We start from the raw sequence: 19,235 nt of genomic DNA, 5'->3' as shown, positions 1-19,235 counted from the left end.
GTCAATAGTCGCGATGCGGAAATCGCGGTGGACAACGACGTTCGTCTTCAACGGATCCTCCCGTTTATATATCAGATTTTTTGTTTTCTTGCCTCTAACTTGATATCAGGAATGTTGTTCTGTCAACTGAGTTGCGTTTTTAATCATACTAATGAGGATTTGTGAGAAAATTGTTTTTTTCCAGTATGTTGTCGTATTTTTTCGATCATCAGAACTGGAAAGAAGCGTGAGATTTAAATCAAGATTTCCGATTTTGATTTTTCAGACGTGCAGCCGCATGATGATATCGCGTCCGTGATTTYCGAAGCCGCGGCCGAAAATATTGACGCCGCCGGTATGGCCGGCATTCTCGGCGATACCGACCCGGAGCCGGATGGAGGAATGCTGGGCAAGCGCGAGATCRCTGAGCGTGACATTCGATGCGGCGATACCGTCGATGAAGGTTCCGCGCGTGGAGATGCGCCAGGTCTTCATCATCCCATATTGCGAGCCCTCGAGCTTCCACCATGCCGGCGTGAAGGCGCCGCGCTTGTCGCCGTAGTCGCCAGGAGACGTCCAGGTTCCAATGGCCATTCCATTGACCCAGAGCGTTATGTCCGAGGGCCAGTCCGGATTGGTGCCCGGCACTTCCGACGACAGCTCCAGCGAAAACTCGATGGCGCGGATATCCTTGTTCAACACCTTGGCGTTGTTGGGGAATTTATATTCCACATATCCCCTGCCAAACCAGACGAGCCCGGCCTGCATGCGCTGCGGATCCAGGAAATAGTCAGGGACATCGAGCGGGCCGATGACGCTCTCGGTGGAGCAGAGACCGCATGGCGCATGGACGTCACAACTGGTGTAGAGCCCGACCGGCATCTCGACTTCGATAATATTATTGGCCCTTTGGGCGGCACTTTCCTCAAAGCTGATCAGAATTTCGCTGTAGATCGCAGAGCAGATCTTCTGGTTTCCCTTGCGCGCCTTCGTCAGCTGGGAATCCACAAGCCGGGCGTCTTCCAAGATCTGGATCCCGGTGGCGACGGTCGATTGAGGAAGAGAAAGAGCACGCGCGATGTCGTTGATATTCATCGGCCCTTTGGCGCAAAGCAGCTTGAGCATCTCGAGCCGGGCCGGTGCGGAAAGCGCACGTATCGCATCATTATTCTCGCCGGCGGCAATCGTCAAAAACGAGCGTTCCATCATTCCCCCACTATTTCCGATGAAATGATGTATATCGGAAATCATGATACATCAAGTGGGAATACTTCGCCGGTTTGATTGTTATTGTTGAGAAAGGTGTCCTAATGCCCGGTCGCCTCAGGCTGCAGATCGGCATCGGTCAGGGTTCCGAGGAAGGCGACGATGTCATCGATCTCGGGATCGGTGAGGGCGGGCGCGTCGCCCGGCTTCCTGCCGAAGGGCGGATCCTGGTTGAGATTATCCCAATAGGCCTGTGGCAGGTCGTCATATTTCCGAACCGTGCCATCTGAATATTTCGGATACCAACGGCCGGGATCGCTGTCGCGCGTCGCATAGAAGGAGACGACGTCGCGCAGCGAGTGGAAATAGCCGTTGTGAAAGAAGCTCTTCTTCAGCGCGACATTGCGCAGCGTCGGGGTGCGGAACAGGCCGCAATATTCGCGGCGTCCGGCAAAATCGGTGCGCTGGGGGCCGCAAAGACCGAGATCGTGATAGGTGGGGTCACTGTTGGCCGGTATCGCCATGTTGCGGGGTGCGGCAAGCCCGAGGAAGCCGAAATCGGAAAATTGCGGCGGCTCGCCGTCATTGGCGGGCTCGCTTAAGTGACAGCTCGAACAGTTGCCCTTGGCTGGGTCCTCGAACAATTGTCGTCCGTGCAGCTCCTGCGCCGTCAGCGTCGCCCTGCCGGCGAGAAAGGCGTCGTAGCGGCTGGAATAGGGATAGAAATCCGGGCCGCTCTGTTCGAAGGTGGCAAGCGCCTCGGCGGCGGCATCGAAGGCATCCTCGGGATTGTCGAACACCGTCTCGCCGAAGGCAGCCTTGATATCGCCGGCATAGGCAGCCTTCTGCAGCTTCGCCGCCACCTCGGCTGCATCCCTGTTGCCCATCTCGAAGGGTGAGAGCAGCGGGATCTTCGCCTGATCGGCGCCGTGATCGACCCGGCCGTCCCAGGTCAGGCCGCCGGTCGGGCCGTTGTCGACGCTTTCGTCGCCTTCGTCCTCGGAATCATAATAATGCTCGGTGAAGGACGGCACGGATTGCAGGTAACGCAGCGTCGGAACGGCGCGCAGTCCCGGCTGGTCCCGATGCTCGCCGCCCATTTCGACCGGCATGGCCGATGCCGGGCTGAAGGCGCGAGCCGGATCATGGCAGGAAGCGCAGGCCTGAAGCCCCGAGGCCGACAACGAGGGATCTGAGAATATCTTGCGGCCGAGCGCGCCGAGCGTTTCGGCCCGGGCGAAGGCCTCGGTGCGTGACATCGGCCCGGGATGAACACCGGCGGCAGCCGCCGCGCCGCTTTGCCGCAGGGGAAGAAGGGCAAGACCAAGCGCCACGGCACCCATGCCGACGGCCAGGCCGGACCGCACAAGCCAGATGATCATCGTCGTCATGATAAGGATTCCAATAAGTTAGTACTGGTTTCCTCCATGATCGAACCTCGCTGCAACAAATTGATGACGGCCAGTCTCCTGCGGCATCACGGCAAGCCCTGATGTCACAAAGTTGATAGACGGCGGGAATAGCGTCAGCGCGCCCCCGAGCGTTCTCCGCTCCCTCTAGCCAACGCCCCCTAGCCATGAGGTACTCCCCGTGAAAAGACTGAAACTCCTCCATTCCATCTGTCTCGCCGGATCGGCCATCGTGCCGTTTGCCATGGCGACGGCRGCCCATGCGGCGCCCGCCGGTTACGACAAGATCGACAATGTCGTCGTCATCTATGCCGAAAACCGCAGCTTCGATAATCTCTACGGCAGCTTTCCCGGCGCCGACGGGCTCTCGAACGCGACCGCCGATCGCGCCCGCCAGCTCGACCGCGACGGCCAGCCGCTGTCCGAACTGCCGCCGGCCTGGGGCGGGCTGACCGCCAAGGGTGTCTCGCCTGCCGTCACCGAGGCACAGTCGGCCCATCTTGCCAACGCCTCCTTCGCGATCGACGATCCGAAGGGTTTCGCAGAGGCGCCTTCGGTCATCACCCGCGACCTCTGGCATCGCTTCTACCAGGAGCAGATGCAGATCGACGGCGGCAAGAACGACAAGTTCGTCGCCTGGGCCGATTCCGGCAGCCTCGTCATGGGCCATTACGACGGCTCCATCCTGCCGATGTGGCAGGTTGCCAAGAAATACGTCATGGCCGACAACTTCTTCCAGGGCGCCTTCGGGGGTTCGTTCCTCAACCACTTCGCGCTGGTCTGCGCCTGCGCGCCCTATTATCCGGATGCCGACAAGAGCCCGGCCAAGCCCACCATCGCCAAGGTCGACGCGGACCGCACGTCGCTGACCGTGGCGGAAAACGCCCCGAAGTCGGCGCTGGAGGGCGCACCGAAATTCGTCTCCGACGGCGCGCTGACGCCTGATTTCTACGCCGTCAACACCATGCAGCCGCCCTACCAGCCGAGCGCCAATCCGCCGGCCAAGGACGGCGATCCGGCCTATGCCGATCCCGCCGCCGCAACGACGCTGCCGCCGCAGCATGAAATCACCATCGGCGATCTCATGTCGCTGAAGGGCGTCAGCTGGGCCTGGTATAGCGGCGCCTGGCAGGCGGCCCTGGATGGCAAGAATGCCACCCCGGTACCGAATTTCCAGTTCCATCACCAGCCGTTCAATTATTTCGCCAATTTCGCGCCCGGCACGCCTGCGCGTGCCGAACATCTGAAAGATGGCGGCCTTGCCGGCGAAGCCTTCCTTAGGGATATCGACGATGGCAAGCTGCCGGCGGTTTCTTTCTACAAGCCGCAGGGCAACCTCAACGAACATGGCGGCTACGCCGATGTTTCGAGCGGCGACCAGCATCTTGCCGATATCGTTTCCCACCTCGAGAAGAGCCCGCAATGGGCCCATATGCTCGTCATCGTCACTTATGACGAGAATGGCGGCTTCTGGGATCACGTCGCGCCGCCGAAGGCCGATCGCTGGGGTCCGGGCAACCGTATTCCGGCCTTCATCATCTCGCCCTTCGCCAAGGGCGGGATGGTCGATCACACCCAGTACGACACGACGTCGATCATCCGCTTCATCACCGCGCGCTACGATCTGCCGGTGCTGCCCGGCATCCTCGCCCGCGACAAGGCGCTTGGCAATAACGACCGGCCGCCGATGGGCGACCTCACAGCGGCGCTCGACCTGACGCATTGACCGATTACGAGCGGCCCCGGCGCTGACTGGGGCCGCTCTGTCCCAATTTGCTGTCAGCGCCGCAGCAGCGGACGCAACGCGGCCTGCGTTTCCTTCAGCAGTGGCAGATAGCGTTCCTTCATATCCGCCGCCGGGACGAGGGCGGCCGGCGCGCCGATGTTTATTGCCGCGACCGTTTCGCCGCGGTCGCTGTCGACGGGTACGGCAATGGAGCAGAGGCCGATCTCCAGCTCCTGATCGATGATGGCGTAACCCTCAGTTCGGACCCGGCGGAATTCGGCGATCAGCTCGTCCGGATCAGTCTTCGTATTCACAGTGTTTTGCTTCAGCTCGCTGCGGGCAAGGATGGCGCGCGCTTCACTCTCTGGAAGGGCTGCGAGCAGCACGCGGCCCATCGAGGCGCAATAGGCGGGCAGGCGGCTGCCGGGGGTCAAGTTGATCGACATGACACGGCGCTGCGAGGCGCGGGCGATATAGACGATATCTGTGCCGTCGAGCACCGAAGCCGAGGCGCTCTGGCCGGCCTTCTCCGAGAGATGATCGAGATGCGGCTGCAACAGCGCCGGCAGCGGCGTCGCCGCGAGATAGGCATGACCAAGACGCAGGATCTTCGGCGTCAGCGTAAAAAACTTGCCGTCATAATCGGCATAACCGAGCTCGGCGAGCGTTAGCAACGAGCGGCGCACGGTGGCGCGGTCAAGCTCCGTCAGCTTGGCGGCCTCGGCGATGGAAAGCCGCTGCCGCGTTTCGCCGAAGGCTTCGATAACCTTCAGGCCGCGGGCGAAGCCGCTGACGAAATCCGTTTCGCGCATGGGTCCAGTCTCCAATGGATTCACTCATTTTGTGCGATATATGAACAAATGTCAAATATCGCACAAATACATTGCCGGCTGGCCCGCCGCCCTTTATGTCTACGGGAAAGGACGGGGTGGAGAGTTCCCGGCCGCATCTAGCCAAGGAGAGATCCCGCATGGACAAGACAGTCGGGAGCACGGCGGAAGCCGTCTCTGAGATCGGGGATGGCGCGACCGTCATGATCGGTGGTTTTGGTGGCTCGGGCGCGCCGATCGAGCTTATTCATGCCTTGATCGACAAGGGCTCCAAGGGCCTCACTGTGATCAACAACAATGCCGGCAACGGGCGCATCGGTATCGCCGCGATGATCGATGCCGGCATGGTCAGAAAGATGATCTGCTCTTTCCCGCGTTCGTCGGATCCGCGCGCCTTTACCGATAAATATCTGGCCGGCGAAATCGAGCTCGAGCTGGTGCCGCAGGGAACGCTTGCCGAGCGCATCCGCGCCGGCGGGGCCGGCATCCCGGCCTTTTATACGCCGACGGCCTACGGCACCGAACTTGCCAACGGCAAGGTCATCGCCGAATTCGATGGCCGTCATTACGTGCAAGAGCGCTGGCTGAAGGCCGACTTCGCGATCGTCAAGGCTGCGATCGGCGACATCCAGGGCAATCTCACCTACAACAAGGCTGGCCGCAACTTCAATCCGCTGATGTGCATGGCGGCGGCGAAGACCATCGTCCAGGTCTCATCCATCGTACCGGCCGGCGGCATCGATCCCGAACAGGTGGTGACACCAGGCATCTTCGTCGACCGCGTCGTCGCTGTTCCCAATCCCGAGCAGGAAGAAGAGCTCATTCGAGCCGGAGTGGCCTACGTATGACCATCGACACTCGCCCCATTAACACCCGTGAAGACATCAAGCTTTCCAATGCGCAGATCGCCTGGCGCGCCGCGCAGGACATCGCCGACGGCGCCTATGTCAACCTCGGCATCGGCTTTCCCGAAATGGTCGCGCGTTATCAGCCGCCTGGCCGTCAGGCGATCTTCCACACCGAAAACGGCATCCTGAATTTCGGCGAGCCGCCGGCGGCAGGCGAGGAAGACTGGGACCTGATCAACGCCGGCAAGAAGGCGGTGACGCTGAAGCCGGGCGCTTCCTTCTTCCATCACGCCGACAGCTTCGCCATGGTGCGCGGCGGCCATCTCGACGTCGCAATCCTCGGCGCCTATCAGGTCGCCCAGAATGGCGACCTCGCCAACTGGCGGGTGGGCACCAAGGGCGTGCCGGCCGTCGGCGGCGCAATGGACCTGGTGCACGGCGCCAAGCAGGTCTGCGTCATCACCGAGCACGTCACCAAAACAGGTGAGCCGAAGCTGGTGGAGACATGCACCTTCCCGCTGACCGGCGTCGCCTGCATCACCCGCATCTATACCAGCCATGCCGTCATCGACATCGTCAAGGGACGCTTCGTCCTGCGCGAGAAGCTTGCTGCGATGTCGCAAGAGGAATTGCAGGCGATGACCGGCGCGCCGCTGCACGTCGAGGGGCCGGTCGGCGACCTCGTCGTCCCCAAACTCTGAGGAAAAGCCATGACCGAAGCCTTTATCTGCGACTATGTCAGAACGCCGATCGGCCGCTTCGCCGGCTCGCTGTCCCAAGTGCGCGCCGACGATCTCGGCGCAATCCCGCTGAAGGCGCTGATGCAACGAAATGCCGCCGTCGATTGGGACGCCGTCGACGATGTGATCTTCGGCTGCGCCAACCAGGCGGGTGAGGATAACCGCAATGTCGCGCGCATGTCGGCCCTGCTCGCCGGCCTGCCGATCGCCGTACCCGGCACGACGATCAACCGGCTCTGCGGCTCCGGCATGGATGCGGTGATCACGGCGGCGCGCGCCATCCGCGCCGGCGAGGCCGAGCTGATGATCGCTGGCGGCGTCGAGAGCATGTCGCGCGCGCCCTTCGTCATGCCGAAGGCCGAGACGGCCTTTTCTCGGGCGGCCGAAATCCACGACACGACGATCGGCTGGCGCTTCGTCAACCCGCTGATGAAGAAGCAGTACGGCGTCGATTCCATGCCGGAGACCGGCGAGAATGTCGCTGAGGACTATCATGTCAGCCGCGAGGATCAGGATGCGTTTGCCGTGCGAAGCCAGGCGAAGGCCGCCGCCGCCCAGGCAAACGGGCGGCTGGCGAAGGAGATCACCCCGGTGAGCATACCGCAGCGCAAGGGTGATCCCGTTGTCGTCGACAAGGACGAGCATCCGCGTGCCACGACGATCGAAACGCTGGCGAAACTCGCGACACCTTTCAAGAAGGAAGGCGGCACGGTGACGGCAGGCAATGCCTCCGGCGTCAATGACGGGGCGGCGGCACTGATCGTCGCGTCCGAAGCGGCGGCGCGGAAATACGGCCTGACGCCGATCGCGCGTATCCTCGGTGGCGCGGCTGCCGCCGTTCCGCCAAGGGTGATGGGTGTCGGGCCAATCCCGGCCTCGCGCAAGCTGATGGCACGGCTCGGCATGACCGCGGAGCAGTTCGACGTGATCGAACTCAACGAGGCCTTCGCCAGCCAGGGGCTGGCGGTGCTGCGCGCGCTGGGCATTGCCGATGATGACGCGCGGGTGAATCGCAATGGCGGCGCGATCGCGCTCGGCCATCCGCTTGGCATGTCGGGCGCACGCATCACCGGCACGGCAGCACTCGAGCTTCTGGAGACCGCCGGAAAATACTCGCTATCGACCATGTGCATCGGCGTCGGGCAGGGGATTGCGATAGCACTTGAAAGGGTTTGAGGTCGGGACGCTTCCAGCTTTTGCCGGAGGCTTTCGACCCGTTGCTCGGCGCGCCCGGTTTCGCTAGAAATCGGACATGTTGATCCGACCCGCAGACAAGAATGATCAAAGCGCCATCTGGAGGATCATCGGTCCGACGATCCGCGCCGGCGAAACCTATGCGCTCGATCGCGATCTGAGCGAAGCCGATGCGCTGGCCTACTGGATGGGACCGGACCGCGAGACCTTCGTCGCCGAAGAGGATGGCGTGATCCTCGGCACATATTATATCAAGGCCAATCAGGCAGGCGGCGGCCGGCATGTCTGCAATTGCGGTTACATGACCGATACTGCTGCAAGCGGCCGTGGCGTCGCCCGGCTGATGCATGAGCATTCCCTGGACCATGCCCGCTTGCGGGGCTTTCGGGCGATGCAGTTCAATTTCGTCGTCAGCAGCAATGAGCGTGCGGTGGCGCTGTGGCAATCTCTCGGCTTCGATATCATCGGCCGGCTTCCTGGTGTCTTCCTTCATCCCACCGAGGGTTACGTCGACGCATTGGTGATGTTTCGCACGCTTTAGCGGCCACATCGTGCGGCGAAAAAAGATGTGAGCGCGCTGTCGAAATCGCAATCGCCCAAACGTCTTTAGATCGCAGGCGCGAAATGCGGTAGGCTTGCCGCATGCGTCGCGATCACTCTGTCGGCATGGAGGTTATGAAGCCATGAGTGTTTCCTATCGTTGGGTCATCGTCGCTGCGGGCGCATTGATGACATGTGTTGCGCTCGGCGCGATGTTCTCGCTGGCGATTTTCCAGGAGCCGATCGCCACGGCGACCGGCTGGTCGCATGTCGGCATAGCGAGCGCAATGACGCTGAATTTCATCGTCATGGGTTTCGGCGGCTTCTTCTGGGGTGCGGCAAGCGACCGTTTCGGYCCGCGCGTGGTCGTGCTGATAGGCTCCGTTCTGCTCGGCCTGGCGCTGGTCCTGGCGAGCCGCGCCGAGACGCTGCTGCAGTTTCAACTGACCTACGGCATCCTCGTCGGACTGGCCGCCAGCACGTTTTTCGCGCCGATGATCGCGGCGACGACCGCCTGGTTCGACGAAAATCGCGGCCTTGCGGTGTCGCTGGTCTCCGCCGGCATGGGCGTCGCGCCGATGACGATCTCACCTTTCGCGCGTTGGCTGATCTCAACCTATGAATGGCGGCCTGCCATGCTGATCATCGGCGTTGCCGCCTGGGTGCTGCTGGTGCCGGCGGCACTTCTCGTCAGGCGCCCGCCTGCCGAGACCGCCGATACCGGAACCGAGTTCGCGGCCGACGGCGCCCGGCCGCAACTGTCGAAAGTATTTCGATCGCCGCAATTCATCGTGCTTGGCCTGACCTTCGCAGCTTGCTGCGCAGCACATTCCGGGCCGATCTTCCACATGGTGAACTATGCGACAATCTGCGGCGTAGCACCTATGGCCGCCGTCAGTATCTACAGCGTCGAGGGCCTGGCGGGACTGGGCGGCCGGCTGCTCTATGGCAGCCTTGCCGACAGGATCGGGGTGAAGCCGGTGCTGGTCGCCGGGCTGCTGGTGCAGGCGGCAGCACTGGCGACCTATCTCTTGGTCAGCCAGCTCGGCGAATTCTACGCGCTCGCCATCGTCTTCGGCAGCGCCTATGGCGGCGTGATGCCGCTCTATGCCGTGTTGGCGCGGGAATATTTCGGGCCACGCATCATCGGCACCGTCTTCGGTGCGGCGACGATGCTCTCCAGCCTCGGCATGGCCTTCGGCCCTCTGATCGGCGGTTGGATATTCGACACTTTCGCCAATTATTCCTGGCTGTTCATCGGTTCCGCCATGGTCGGGCTGGGGGCTGCGGCGATAGCGCTGGCATTCCCGCCTCTCGCCCGGCAAAAGCCGCAGCCGGCCTTTGGCGTGGCTCCGTAACGAGACCCTTTTCGGTTCTCGCAGGCAACCGCAGGCGGCCGTCGGTGACGATGGCCGTTTGCATGAAGACCGCCTAACGCTCCTATGGCGATGCAATCTCCCGCTTTCGTGCATTGCCCTTCGTCGATTTCCCCTGATAAGACTTCTCCTATTCGTTTCATCACCTATGTCCTTGGTTTTTCGGGAGGCAATCGTCGCCATGGTCGAACTTGCGCAGTCGCTAGCATCCATCAAGCTGCCGGACTTGTCCGGCAAAGCCGTGCTGATCACCGGCGCCTCGACCGGGATCGGCGCGGCACTCGCCCGCGCCTTTGCGGCTCAAGGGGCCAAGGTCGGTGTGCATTACAATGCCAGCCGCGAACCGGCGGAGAAGCTTGCCGACGAGATCCGGGCTGCCGGCGGCACCGTGCATCTGATCCAGGGCGACGTGTCGAGGGAAGGTGAGACCGAGCGTGTCGTCGAGGAGACGGCGAAGACCTTCGGTCATCTCGACGGCCTCATCAACAATGCCGGCGGCATGCTGGGGCGCAAGCCGACCTCGGAGTATACCGACGCGCATTATGCCGCGGTCATGGACCTCAACGCCCGCTCGGTACTGGCGGCAACGCGTGCGGCGCATCCGTGGCTGAAGAAGCAGGGTGGCTTCATCATCAACACCACCTCGATCGCCGCGCGCAATGGCGGCGGCAATGGGGCGATCCTGTATGCGGCGTCGAAAGGCTTCGTCTCGACGATCACGCGCGGTCATGCCAAGGAATTCGTCCCCGACAGGATCCGAGTCAACGCGGTGGCGCCGGGCGTTATCGCGACACCCTTCCACGAGCGTTATACCAATGACGAGCAGATGGAGCTGCAGCGCAAATCGATCCCGATGGGTTTCGTCGGCACATCAGAGGATTGCGTCGGCGCCTATCTGTTTCTGGCTTCGCCGACGCTGTCGGGCTACATCACCGGCCAGATCATCGAGGTCAATGGCGGCCAACTGATGCCGTAGGACCGTCCTTCGGCGCGCAACATCGTTCCCTTTTGCCTTTCATGAGGGAACTTTCGAACCGCCGTTACGTTATCCGCTTGGTCTTTTTACCAAGCGGGGCATTATGAGCTACTCATTTTCGGAACTCGACTTCCTCAAGCCGGAGCTCGGGGCGGAATATATTGGCTCGGGCACCCATTTCGCCATCTTCTCGGCCCATGCGGAGCAGATTGAGCTCTGCCTCTTCTCGCCTGATGGAAAGAAGGAGGTCGCCCGGTTGCCGCTGCCAAAGCGCGAAGGCGACATCTGGTCCGGATATATTGCCGGCGTCGGACCGGGCACGGTCTACGGCTATCGCGCTCATGGTCCCTACGATCCTGCCGCCGGCCATCGCTTCAATCCGAACAAGCTGCTGCTCGATCCCTATGCCAAACAGGTCACGGGCGAGCTGATGTGGGACGATGCGCTGTTCGGTTATCAGATCGGCGAGGACGACCTTTCCTTCGACGAGCGCGACAGCGCCCCCTTCATGGTCAAGGGCGTGGTGCAGGATCCGGATTTCGACTGGGCGGGGGAAGAGGCGATCCGCCGTCCCTGGCCCGACACCATCATCTACGAAGCGCATGTGCGCGGCCTGACGATGACGCATCCAAAGGTGCCCGACCGGCTGCGCGGCACCTTCCTCGGCATGTGCAGCGATCCGATCATCGACCATCTCGTCAAGCTCGGCATCTCGGCGATCGAGCTGCTGCCGATCCAGTATTTCCTCGACGATCGCTATCTCCTGGAAAACAACCTCAGAAACTATTGGGGCTACCAGACGCTCGGCTTCTTCGCACCGCAATCGCGCTACATGTCCGGCGACAAGATCACCGAGATCAAGACCATGGTGAAGAAGTTTCATGCCGCCGGCATCGAAGTCATCATGGACGTGGTCTATAACCACACCGCCGAAGGCAGCGAAAAAGGCCCGACACTGTCCTTCCGCGGGCTCGACAATGCGAGCTATTACATTCTCTCCCCCGATGATCCGCGCCATACCTTCGATACGACGGGTACCGGCAATACGCTGAATGTCGCCAACCCGATGGTCATGCGCATGGTGCTCGACAGCCTGCGCTACTGGGTGGGCGTCATGCACATCGACGGCTTCCGTTTCGATCTCGCCAGCACGCTCGGGCGGCAGGATCTGGAATTCGATCGCCAAGGCGGCTTCTTCGGCGCCATCCGGCAGGATCCGATGCTGTCGGGCGTCAAGTTGATCGCCGAACCCTGGGATATCGGCGAGGGCGGTTATCAGGTCGGCGGCTTCCCGCATCCCTTCCGCGAATGGAACGACAAGTTCCGCGACGATGTCCGCCGCTTCTGGAAGGGTGATGGCGGCATGGTGTCGGAACTGGCGGCGCGCGTCACCGGCTCGGCGCCGCAGTTCAACCATTCCGACCGGGGAGCGACCTCCTCGATCAATCTTCTGTCGGCCCATGACGGCTTCACGCTGATGGACACGGTCTCCTTCAACGACAAGCACAACGAGGCGAATGGCGAGGATAACCGGGACGGCCATTCGGATAATCATTCCGACAATATGGGTGCCGAGGGTGCGACCGATAATGCCGATATCAACGCCGCGCGGGCACGGCGGCGGCGCAACATGATGGCGACGCTGATGCTCTCCCAGGGCGTGCCGATGATCCTCGCCGGCGACGAGCTCGGCAACAGCCAGGACGGCAACAACAACGCCTATTGCCAGGACAACGAAATCGGCTGGACCGATTGGGCAGGGCTCGACGATCCTTTCCTCGATTTCTGCCGGCAGGCAGTCGCCTTCCGCAAGGCCCATCCCGTTCTGCGGCAGGAGCGGTTCCTGACCGGCGAAACCGGCGAGGACGGCCGCATCGAGATCGCCTGGTACAGACCGGACGGCGGCTTCATGGATGACGGTGCCTGGAACGATGATGAGCTGCGGGTGCTCGGCGTCTATCTCTCGAAGAGCGCGAATGCGCCCGAGACCGAGACGATGGATGACCTCTTCCTCATCTTCAATGCCGGCGGCGACTGCGAATTCCACGTGCCGGAGGTAAATGGACTGACGAAATGGTCGCGGATTGCCGACACCGGGGCGGAGAGGGATGCCTTTAAGGTTCGCGATCAGGATAATCCGGTCATGGTCTATGCCCAGAGCGTGGCCGTCTTTGCGCCGGAGGGGCAGACCGAGCCGCTGAAGGACATGACCAAGGCCGGGCGCCGGTGGTGGTTTCAGTTCGGCCGCAGGAGCAAGTAACGGGTCGCAGAGAACATGAATGCCGAAGCCATCACCGACCTTGGTCTCGTCTATGTCAGCGATACTGAACCAGGCATCCGCAGACGAAGGAAAGGCAAGGGCTTCAGTTATGTGATGCCCGACGGCACGACGCTGGCCGACGAGTTGCAGCGGGCGCGCATCGGCGCGCTCGGCCTGCCGCCGGCCTACGAGAATGTCTGGATCTGCCTCTACGAAAACGGCCATCTGCAGGCGACGGGCTTCGATGCGCGCGGGCGCAAGCAATACCGCTACCACAAGGAATGGCAATCCTTCCGAAGTGCGGGAAAATTCCATCAGCTGATCGAGTTCGGCCGGGCGCTGCCTCGGATACGCCGTACCGTGTTGCGACATCTCGACACCGGTGCGGAGGATGTCAACGGCGTGCTTGCGGCTTTGACGACGCTGCTTGACGAGGCGCACTTACGCGTCGGCAACCAGGCCTATGTCAGGGAGAACGGCACCTATGGCGCAACGACGCTGCTGAAGCGCCACCTGAAGATCGTCGACGGGCAGATAGAGCTGAAATTCCGCGCCAAGGGTGGCAAGCGCGTCCAGCGCAGCCTCAAGCACCCCAGGCTGCAGAAGATCCTGGAGGAGATAGCGGACCTGCCCGGCCGCCAGCTCTTCGTCTGGAAGGACGAAAGCGGGACGCTGAAGCCAATCGATTCCGGACGGTTGAACGCCTACCTCGCCGAGATATCGGGGGTTCCCATTTCGGCGAAGACGTTCCGCACCTGGGCAGGCTCGCTGGCGGCCTTTGGAGCGGCGCGCGAGGCGATTGTCGGCGGTAGCCGGCCGACGGTGAAGCAGATGTCGGAGGCCGCGGCCGAGGCGCTGCACAACACGCCGGCGATCTCGCGCTCGAGCTATATTCATCCCGCGATCATCGCGCTCGCCGGCAACGATCATATGCTGATCGAGAGCGGCAACGAACTGCGGGGCTTGCGGGCCGAGGAAAACAGGCTACTTGATTTCCTCACAAGCGAGATCGAAGAATGAGCTCCAGACACCCGCCGGCATCTGATATATCGCTGACACATCCCGATCGGCTCTACTGGCCCGACGAGGGCGTGACCAAGCAGGCGCTGGCGGATTACTACGCCGCGGTCTGGCCATTCATGGCGCCTTATGTCGTCAATCGGCCCTTAGCACTGCTGCGCCTGCCGGACGGGATAAAAAGCCACCAGCGGTTTTTCCAGAAACATGCCTGGAAGGGCATGAACCCGCATATCGAGGAGATTGCCGACCCAGAGGATCCGGACGGCGAAAAGCTGCTGCGCATCGCCGATTTCAACGGCCTCATTGCGCTGGTGCAGTCGGCCGTGCTCGAAATTCATCCCTGGGGCGTCACGACCGACGATTGGGAACGACCCGATATGATCACCATGGACCTCGATCCCGGGGAGGACGTGGCCTGGAGCGCTGTGATTTCAGCAGCGCTTGAATTGAAGGCGCGGCTGGAAGCACGTGGGCTGGCCGCCTTCGTCAAGACGTCAGGCGGCAAGGGGCTGCATGTGGTGACGCCGCTTGCGCCGAAGGCCGGCTGGGCCGAGGTGAAGGATTTCGCCCATTCACTGGCCGAAAGCATGTCGGCCGACGCGCCGGAAAAATATCTGGCAACCGCGACGAAGGCAAAACGCGGTGGACATATCTACATCGATTATCTCCGCAACGGCCGCGGCAACACGGCGGTCGCGGCCCATTCGACGCGGGCGCGATCGGGTGCGCCGGTTTCGATGCCGCTGGATTGGTCAGAATTGAACGAGGTGAGCGGTCCCGCCGCTTTCACGCTCGGCAACGTGCCGCGGCGATTGGAGACCGGACAGACGGACCCATGGGGAAATTTCTTCGATGCGGCCGTGCCGCTGGAATGAATGGCTCTTAACTCAGCCCGCACTGTCGAGCTCAGGATAGTGCCTGAAAATCCCTTCCTCGTTGAAGGCGAGGCGGCGGGGAGAGGCGAGATAGCGGGCAATGTTCGGACGTTTCGCCACCGCATCATGCAGAGCCAGCAGGGCCGGGTATTCCGCCTTCCGGTTCACCATGGCTTTCGGAAAGGCGTAGGTCAGGCCCTCGATCACCTGGAAGAGCGAGAGGTCGACATAGGTGAGCGCATCGCCGACCAGATGGTTGGGGCCTTTCGGGTTCTGTCGCAGCACACGCTCGAAATAGCCGAGGAATTTCGGAATGCGTTCGCGGATGAAGGCGGCTGAGCGGGCTTTTGCCTCTGGCTTCTGGTCCTCGTAATAGAGCGACATGTCGATCGGGTGATGCGTATCGTGCACTTCGGCGACGAAATCGGTGACGGTCAGCTGCATGCCGTTAACGACGTGGCGAAGGCCTTCCTCTTCGGGCGCAAGGCCGAGCTTCGGACCAACGTAAAATAATATGTTGGCGACATGCGGGATGATGAGGTCGCCGTCCTTCAGGAAGGGTGGTGCGAAAGGAATGTGCGGTTCGCTTTCACTCTCCATGATGTCGATCATGGCGCCGGTACCACGCCCACGGCCGGACAGGCGGGTGACATCGACATAGTCGGCGCCGGCTTCTTCCAGCGCCAATCGCACGAATTCGCCGCGGCCTTGAATGCCGTCCCAATAATAAAGCTCGTATGCCATGGCTGCTCAATCCTTCGGTTGACGACCGAAGTCTTTTCGCAGTTCGTCCTTGGCCTTTTCAAGGGTGCCACGCCGCTTTTTCGTCAGCTGGTCGCCGGCGCGGTTGATGTAGAAGGTCAGCATTGACATGGCGGCGCGAAAGGGGCTCGACTTGCGGCGATCGCTCTCCTCGGCGGAGTGCTTGACGGAACGGGCAATCTTCTTCGGATCGTCCGATTTGAACACGCCTTGCTTCAGGTCCATCGCATCGCTGTGTTCGGTGACGTCCTGCGACCATTTCTTCTTCGATTTGGCCATGTCGAAAATCCTTTCGCCGGATGCGGCCGGCGGCAAGCCACCGCCTGCCAGTTAATGATGGCTGTGGTGTTCATTGCGCTTGCGCGTCGCAGCTGCCTTTTTCGCGGAAGCGGAGCGTTCCTCTTTCGAGCGTGCGGCGGAGGCCGCGCCGCCGATGCGGCCGCCCTTTTCGGAGGATTCATGCGTGTCCTTCTTGCCGCGGCCGGAACCGGATTTGTTGCCGCCGCCGCTTTCCTTGTTGACGGTCGCCCAGGCACGCCGTTCGGCTTCTTTCTCGGAGACGCCGCGATCCTCGTAGCCCTCCTCGATATGCTCGGCCTTGCGTTTCTGCTTATCGGTATATTCGGACTTGTCACCTCTCGGCATTTTGGCCTCCTCTGGTTTTTCAAAAGAATTGAACCGCTAGGGAGGCCAAAAGTTCCGGTCATACGGTCATGGTCTGCAGGCTCGGGATTCGGAACAAAAGCCGGTTTTATCAGGTTTCCGATGGGAAAGCCTGATACAGGACGGAGCCGAGAACATGGAAAAACACATCGTCAAAGCCGATGGAAACGGCGCGATCGACGTGAACGGCCAGGTATCGCCGGTTACCTATACCGTCAGCCTCAAGCAAGGGACGGGGCGTTCCTACGAGGTCGACATCCGCCTGATGGCGCCGCGCGACTGGCTGCTGCAAAGGGGTTTCGAGCGGGATGCGGTGCTGGTCAGCCAGAGCGGCGCGCGCATTCCCATCTATCACCACGATGGCAGGCGTCACGACGATGGCAATCATTACGATGGCCGTCTCGATGCTGCCGACACGATCTCGATCGAACTGACGGCGCGCGACGACAGCTGCACCAGTGAAGTGGATCTGATGCGCAAATATCCCGAATTCGACGGCGCTGATTCACGAAGGACGGAAAGGCTCTAAAGCGCGTCGCAATCTTTTAGATTGGCTCTTTGCGCTTTACCTCTTTGTTTTTACGCATGTCGTTAGCGCAAAACCGCTGCACAGTTTTGCGCGTTATGGGCAGATTCAAAGTGATAGAGCGTCCTTAGCGCGTCTGAAAAAACGCGCAGCGCTCTAGCCGACAGGTCGCTGCTGGACGGCGGTCTTGACCGCCTGGTCGAGCGCCTTACTGCTGAAAGGTTTTGACAGCAGCACCGAACCGGGGAGACGGTTTGCCTCCGGCAGGCTGCTGTTGCCGGTGGCAAAGACCAGGCCGACCGACGGAAAGGCCTCGCGGGCCTTGGCGGCGAAGACGGGACCCGACATGCCGGGCAGGCCGACATCGGCAACGATGATGTCGACGATGGTGTGTCCGATGATTTCCACGCCCCGTTCGCCGCTATCAGCCTCGATGACGTCATAGCCGAGATCCTGCAGAATCTCGACAGTATCCAGGCGGATGAAGGCGTCGTCTTCCACAAGCAGCAGCTTCAGCTTTTCGCGGGCGATCTCGGGGTGTTTGGGAACAGGCGCTACGGCATCGTTTGCCCCCTGGCGGCGTCGCGTCCGGTTGGCAAGCACATGGCGGATCTTGCGAGCGAGTTCCTCGCGCGTATAGGGCTTCGAGAGCAGTTCGAGACCGGGGTCGAGCCTGCCGCCATGGACGATCGAATTTTCGGTATAGCCCGATGTGTAGAGCACGGCGATATCAGGCAGGCGCTCGCGCGCCATGCGCGCAAGCTCCGGGCTCCTCAACGGGCCGGGCATGACGACATCAGTAAAGAGCAGATCGATATGGGCGCCGCTTTCGATAACGGTGAGCGCGCTTTGCGCATCCTTGGACTTCAGGACGTAGTAGCCGAGATCCGTCAGCATCTCGACGACAGTCGTGCGCACACCCTCGTCATCCTCAGCGACAAGGATGGTTTCCGTGCCCCCTGTTGCCGGCACGCCGTCGACATTGGTGATGCGATCCTCGCTCTGGAACGAGCGGGGCAGGTAGAGCTTGACGGTCGTGCCTTCGCCGATCTCACTGTAGATCTTCACGTGGCCGCCGGACTGCTTGACAAAGCCATAGACCATCGACAGGCCAAGACCGGTACCCTTGCCTTCCGGCTTGGTCGAGAAAAAGGGCTCGAATGCCTGTTCTATTATCTCCTGCATCATGCCGGAGCCGGTATCGGTGACTGCCAGCACGACATATTGGCCGGCGGTAACTTCAGGATGGGTACGGCTGTAGGAATCGTCGAGGAAAGCGTTGCCGACCTCGATCGTCAACTTGCCGGCGCCATCCATCGCGTCCCGGGAGTTGATCGCAAGGTTGAGCAGGGCGTTCTCGATCTGCGTCGGATCGGCAAAGCTGTTCCAGAGGCCACCGGAAACCATGGTCTCGACTTCGATCTCTTCGCCGAGCGCGCGGCGAAGCATGTCGTCCATGCCGGTGACGAGACGGCCGATATTGACGACCTTCGGTTCCAGCGGTTGGCGGCGGCCGAAGGCGAGCAACTGGCTTGCCAGCCGCGAGCCGCGTCCGACGGCAGCAAGCGCGTTGGATATGCGTTCCTTGGCCCGGCCGTTATCAGCCACGTCCTTGCCGAGAAGCTGCAGGTTGCCGGAGATCACCTGCAACAGATTATTGAAGTCATGGGCGACGCCGCCGGTAAGCTTGCCGATCGATTCCATCTTCTGCGACTGCTGGAGTGCTGCTTCGGCCTGCTGGCGCTCGGCAATCTCGGCCGCGACGCGGACCTCTAGCATTTCATTGAGTTTCCGCAGCTGATCTTCCATATCGCGGCGCTGGTCGATTTCGACTTTGGCGGCACGGAAGAGCCGGATATTGTCGATCGCGACGGCTGATTGGCCAGCAAGGCTGACGAGGCTTGCCTCCGCCGCTTGGGAAAAACGGCCGGGCTGGCCGTGGCCGAAGAACAAGCCGCCGATGACGCTGCCGTCGCGTGATTTCACCGGCACGGCAAGATAGCTCCTGACCGGCAGATGCCCCCTCGGCATGCCTGCATGCGGCGCATTCTGCCCGTAGCGCGGGTCGAGCAGGATGTCGTCGGAGCGCACGATGCCTTCGCCGTTGAAGGTCGGCGCGAAGACCTTGGTATTGCGTGGCATCGGGAATTTCTCGAAGTTCTTCCGATCGACGCCGGAGAGCGCGTAGAGCATGTAGCTGCCGCGCTCGCCGTCATCGACATTGTAGAAGAAGGCGCCGAATTCTGCGCCGGTCAGCGTCACGCCGGCATCGACGACAATCTGGGTGAGGCGATCGACACTGGGC

At 61.6% G+C, this 19,235-nt stretch carries 18 protein-coding genes; 11 read left to right on the top strand and 7 right to left on the bottom strand.

The genetic code is table 11. From position 1 onward, the window contains the following. Positions 1-261 precede the first annotated feature (261 nt). Positions 262-1,188, bottom strand: coding sequence for an ArsR/SmtB family transcription factor (locus AC1ECN_RS35395; RefSeq protein ID WP_477955645.1), 927 nt, complete (start codon positions 1,186-1,188; stop codon positions 262-264). Positions 1,189-1,286: 98 nt separating this feature from the next. Continuing rightward, complete coding sequence (locus tag AC1ECN_RS35390) at positions 1,287-2,576, bottom strand: cytochrome-c peroxidase (RefSeq protein ID WP_130674065.1); 1,290 nt, start codon at positions 2,574-2,576, stop codon at positions 1,287-1,289. 199 nt (positions 2,577-2,775) lie between these two features. Between AC1ECN_RS35390 and AC1ECN_RS35385 the strand changes: the two genes are divergently transcribed. Further along, positions 2,776-4,320, top strand: coding sequence for an acid phosphatase (locus AC1ECN_RS35385; RefSeq protein WP_130692528.1), 1,545 nt, complete (start codon positions 2,776-2,778; stop codon positions 4,318-4,320). Between the two features lie 53 nt (positions 4,321-4,373). Here AC1ECN_RS35385 and AC1ECN_RS35380 read toward each other — a convergent pair whose 3' ends face one another. After that, positions 4,374-5,132, bottom strand: coding sequence for an IclR family transcriptional regulator domain-containing protein (locus AC1ECN_RS35380; protein WP_130674063.1), 759 nt, complete (start codon positions 5,130-5,132; stop codon positions 4,374-4,376). A gap of 158 nt (positions 5,133-5,290) precedes the next feature. On the opposite strand from AC1ECN_RS35380, the gene AC1ECN_RS35375 reads away from it, so the two are divergent. The 9 genes from AC1ECN_RS35375 (at position 5,291) to ligD (ending at position 14,979) form a co-directional block, all read left to right on the top strand. Beyond that, positions 5,291-5,998, top strand: coding sequence for a 3-oxoacid CoA-transferase subunit A (locus AC1ECN_RS35375; protein WP_130674062.1), 708 nt, complete (start codon positions 5,291-5,293; stop codon positions 5,996-5,998). Beyond that, positions 5,995-6,699 (top strand): CoA transferase subunit B, encoded by a 705-nt coding sequence (locus AC1ECN_RS35370; protein ID WP_130674061.1) that lies wholly within the window; start codon positions 5,995-5,997, stop codon positions 6,697-6,699. The genes AC1ECN_RS35375 and AC1ECN_RS35370 overlap by 4 nt, the downstream gene beginning before the upstream one ends. 9 nt (positions 6,700-6,708) lie before the next feature. Then, positions 6,709-7,914, top strand: a complete 1,206-nt coding sequence (gene pcaF, locus AC1ECN_RS35365) for a 3-oxoadipyl-CoA thiolase (protein WP_130674060.1) — start codon at positions 6,709-6,711, stop codon at positions 7,912-7,914. 76 nt (positions 7,915-7,990) lie between these two features. Beyond that, complete coding sequence (locus AC1ECN_RS35360) at positions 7,991-8,473, top strand: GNAT family N-acetyltransferase (protein WP_130674059.1); 483 nt, start codon at positions 7,991-7,993, stop codon at positions 8,471-8,473. Positions 8,474-8,615: 142 nt separating this feature from the next. Next, entirely contained in the window at positions 8,616-9,830 is a 1,215-nt protein-coding gene (locus AC1ECN_RS35355) for an MFS transporter (protein ID WP_018071056.1), read from the top strand. 199 nt (positions 9,831-10,029) lie between these two features. After that, a complete protein-coding gene (locus AC1ECN_RS35350) occupies positions 10,030-10,824 on the top strand; it encodes an SDR family NAD(P)-dependent oxidoreductase (RefSeq protein WP_012763320.1) in 795 nt (264 codons plus the stop codon). A gap of 103 nt (positions 10,825-10,927) precedes the next feature. Beyond that, entirely contained in the window at positions 10,928-13,084 is a 2,157-nt protein-coding gene (glgX, locus tag AC1ECN_RS35345) for a glycogen debranching protein GlgX (RefSeq protein ID WP_018071058.1), read from the top strand. A gap of 15 nt (positions 13,085-13,099) precedes the next feature. Next, positions 13,100-14,104, top strand: a complete 1,005-nt coding sequence (locus tag AC1ECN_RS35340; protein ID WP_018071059.1) for a DNA topoisomerase IB — start codon at positions 13,100-13,102, stop codon at positions 14,102-14,104. Further along, positions 14,101-14,979, top strand: a complete 879-nt coding sequence (gene ligD, locus AC1ECN_RS35335; RefSeq protein WP_130674058.1) for a non-homologous end-joining DNA ligase — start codon at positions 14,101-14,103, stop codon at positions 14,977-14,979. The genes AC1ECN_RS35340 and ligD overlap by 4 nt, the downstream gene beginning before the upstream one ends. A 12-nt stretch (positions 14,980-14,991) precedes the next feature. Here ligD and AC1ECN_RS35330 read toward each other — a convergent pair whose 3' ends face one another. From AC1ECN_RS35330 to AC1ECN_RS35320, 3 genes are read right to left on the bottom strand one after another with little or no spacing between them, the layout of a single operon-like run. Continuing rightward, positions 14,992-15,723 carry a glutathione S-transferase gene (locus AC1ECN_RS35330; RefSeq protein WP_130674057.1) on the bottom strand — a complete coding sequence of 244 codons (732 nt, stop codon included), beginning with the start codon at positions 15,721-15,723 and terminating at the stop codon, positions 14,992-14,994. Between the two features lie 6 nt (positions 15,724-15,729). Continuing rightward, a complete protein-coding gene (locus tag AC1ECN_RS35325; protein ID WP_064250271.1) occupies positions 15,730-16,020 on the bottom strand; it encodes a DUF3175 domain-containing protein in 291 nt (96 codons plus the stop codon). Positions 16,021-16,071: 51 nt separating this feature from the next. Continuing rightward, the gene (locus AC1ECN_RS35320; protein ID WP_130666284.1) at positions 16,072-16,386 is read right to left on the bottom strand and encodes a plasmid stabilization protein; all 315 of its coding nucleotides are present in this window, start codon (positions 16,384-16,386) and stop codon (positions 16,072-16,074) included. 154 nt (positions 16,387-16,540) lie between these two features. On the opposite strand from AC1ECN_RS35320, the gene AC1ECN_RS35315 reads away from it, so the two are divergent. Beyond that, complete coding sequence (locus AC1ECN_RS35315; RefSeq protein ID WP_130674056.1) at positions 16,541-16,933, top strand: hypothetical protein; 393 nt, start codon at positions 16,541-16,543, stop codon at positions 16,931-16,933. A gap of 153 nt (positions 16,934-17,086) precedes the next feature. Here the strand turns inward: AC1ECN_RS35315 and AC1ECN_RS35310 are convergent. Continuing rightward, positions 17,087-19,235, bottom strand: a 2,149-nt coding sequence (locus tag AC1ECN_RS35310; RefSeq protein WP_477955637.1) for a hybrid sensor histidine kinase/response regulator, incomplete at its 5' end; no start/stop codon positions are given.

Source organism: Rhizobium sp. 01N447_2, from assembly GCF_056399245.1.
Note: the sequence above shows the minus strand (reverse complement) of the source record. Positions and strands in the feature narration are given on the sequence as shown.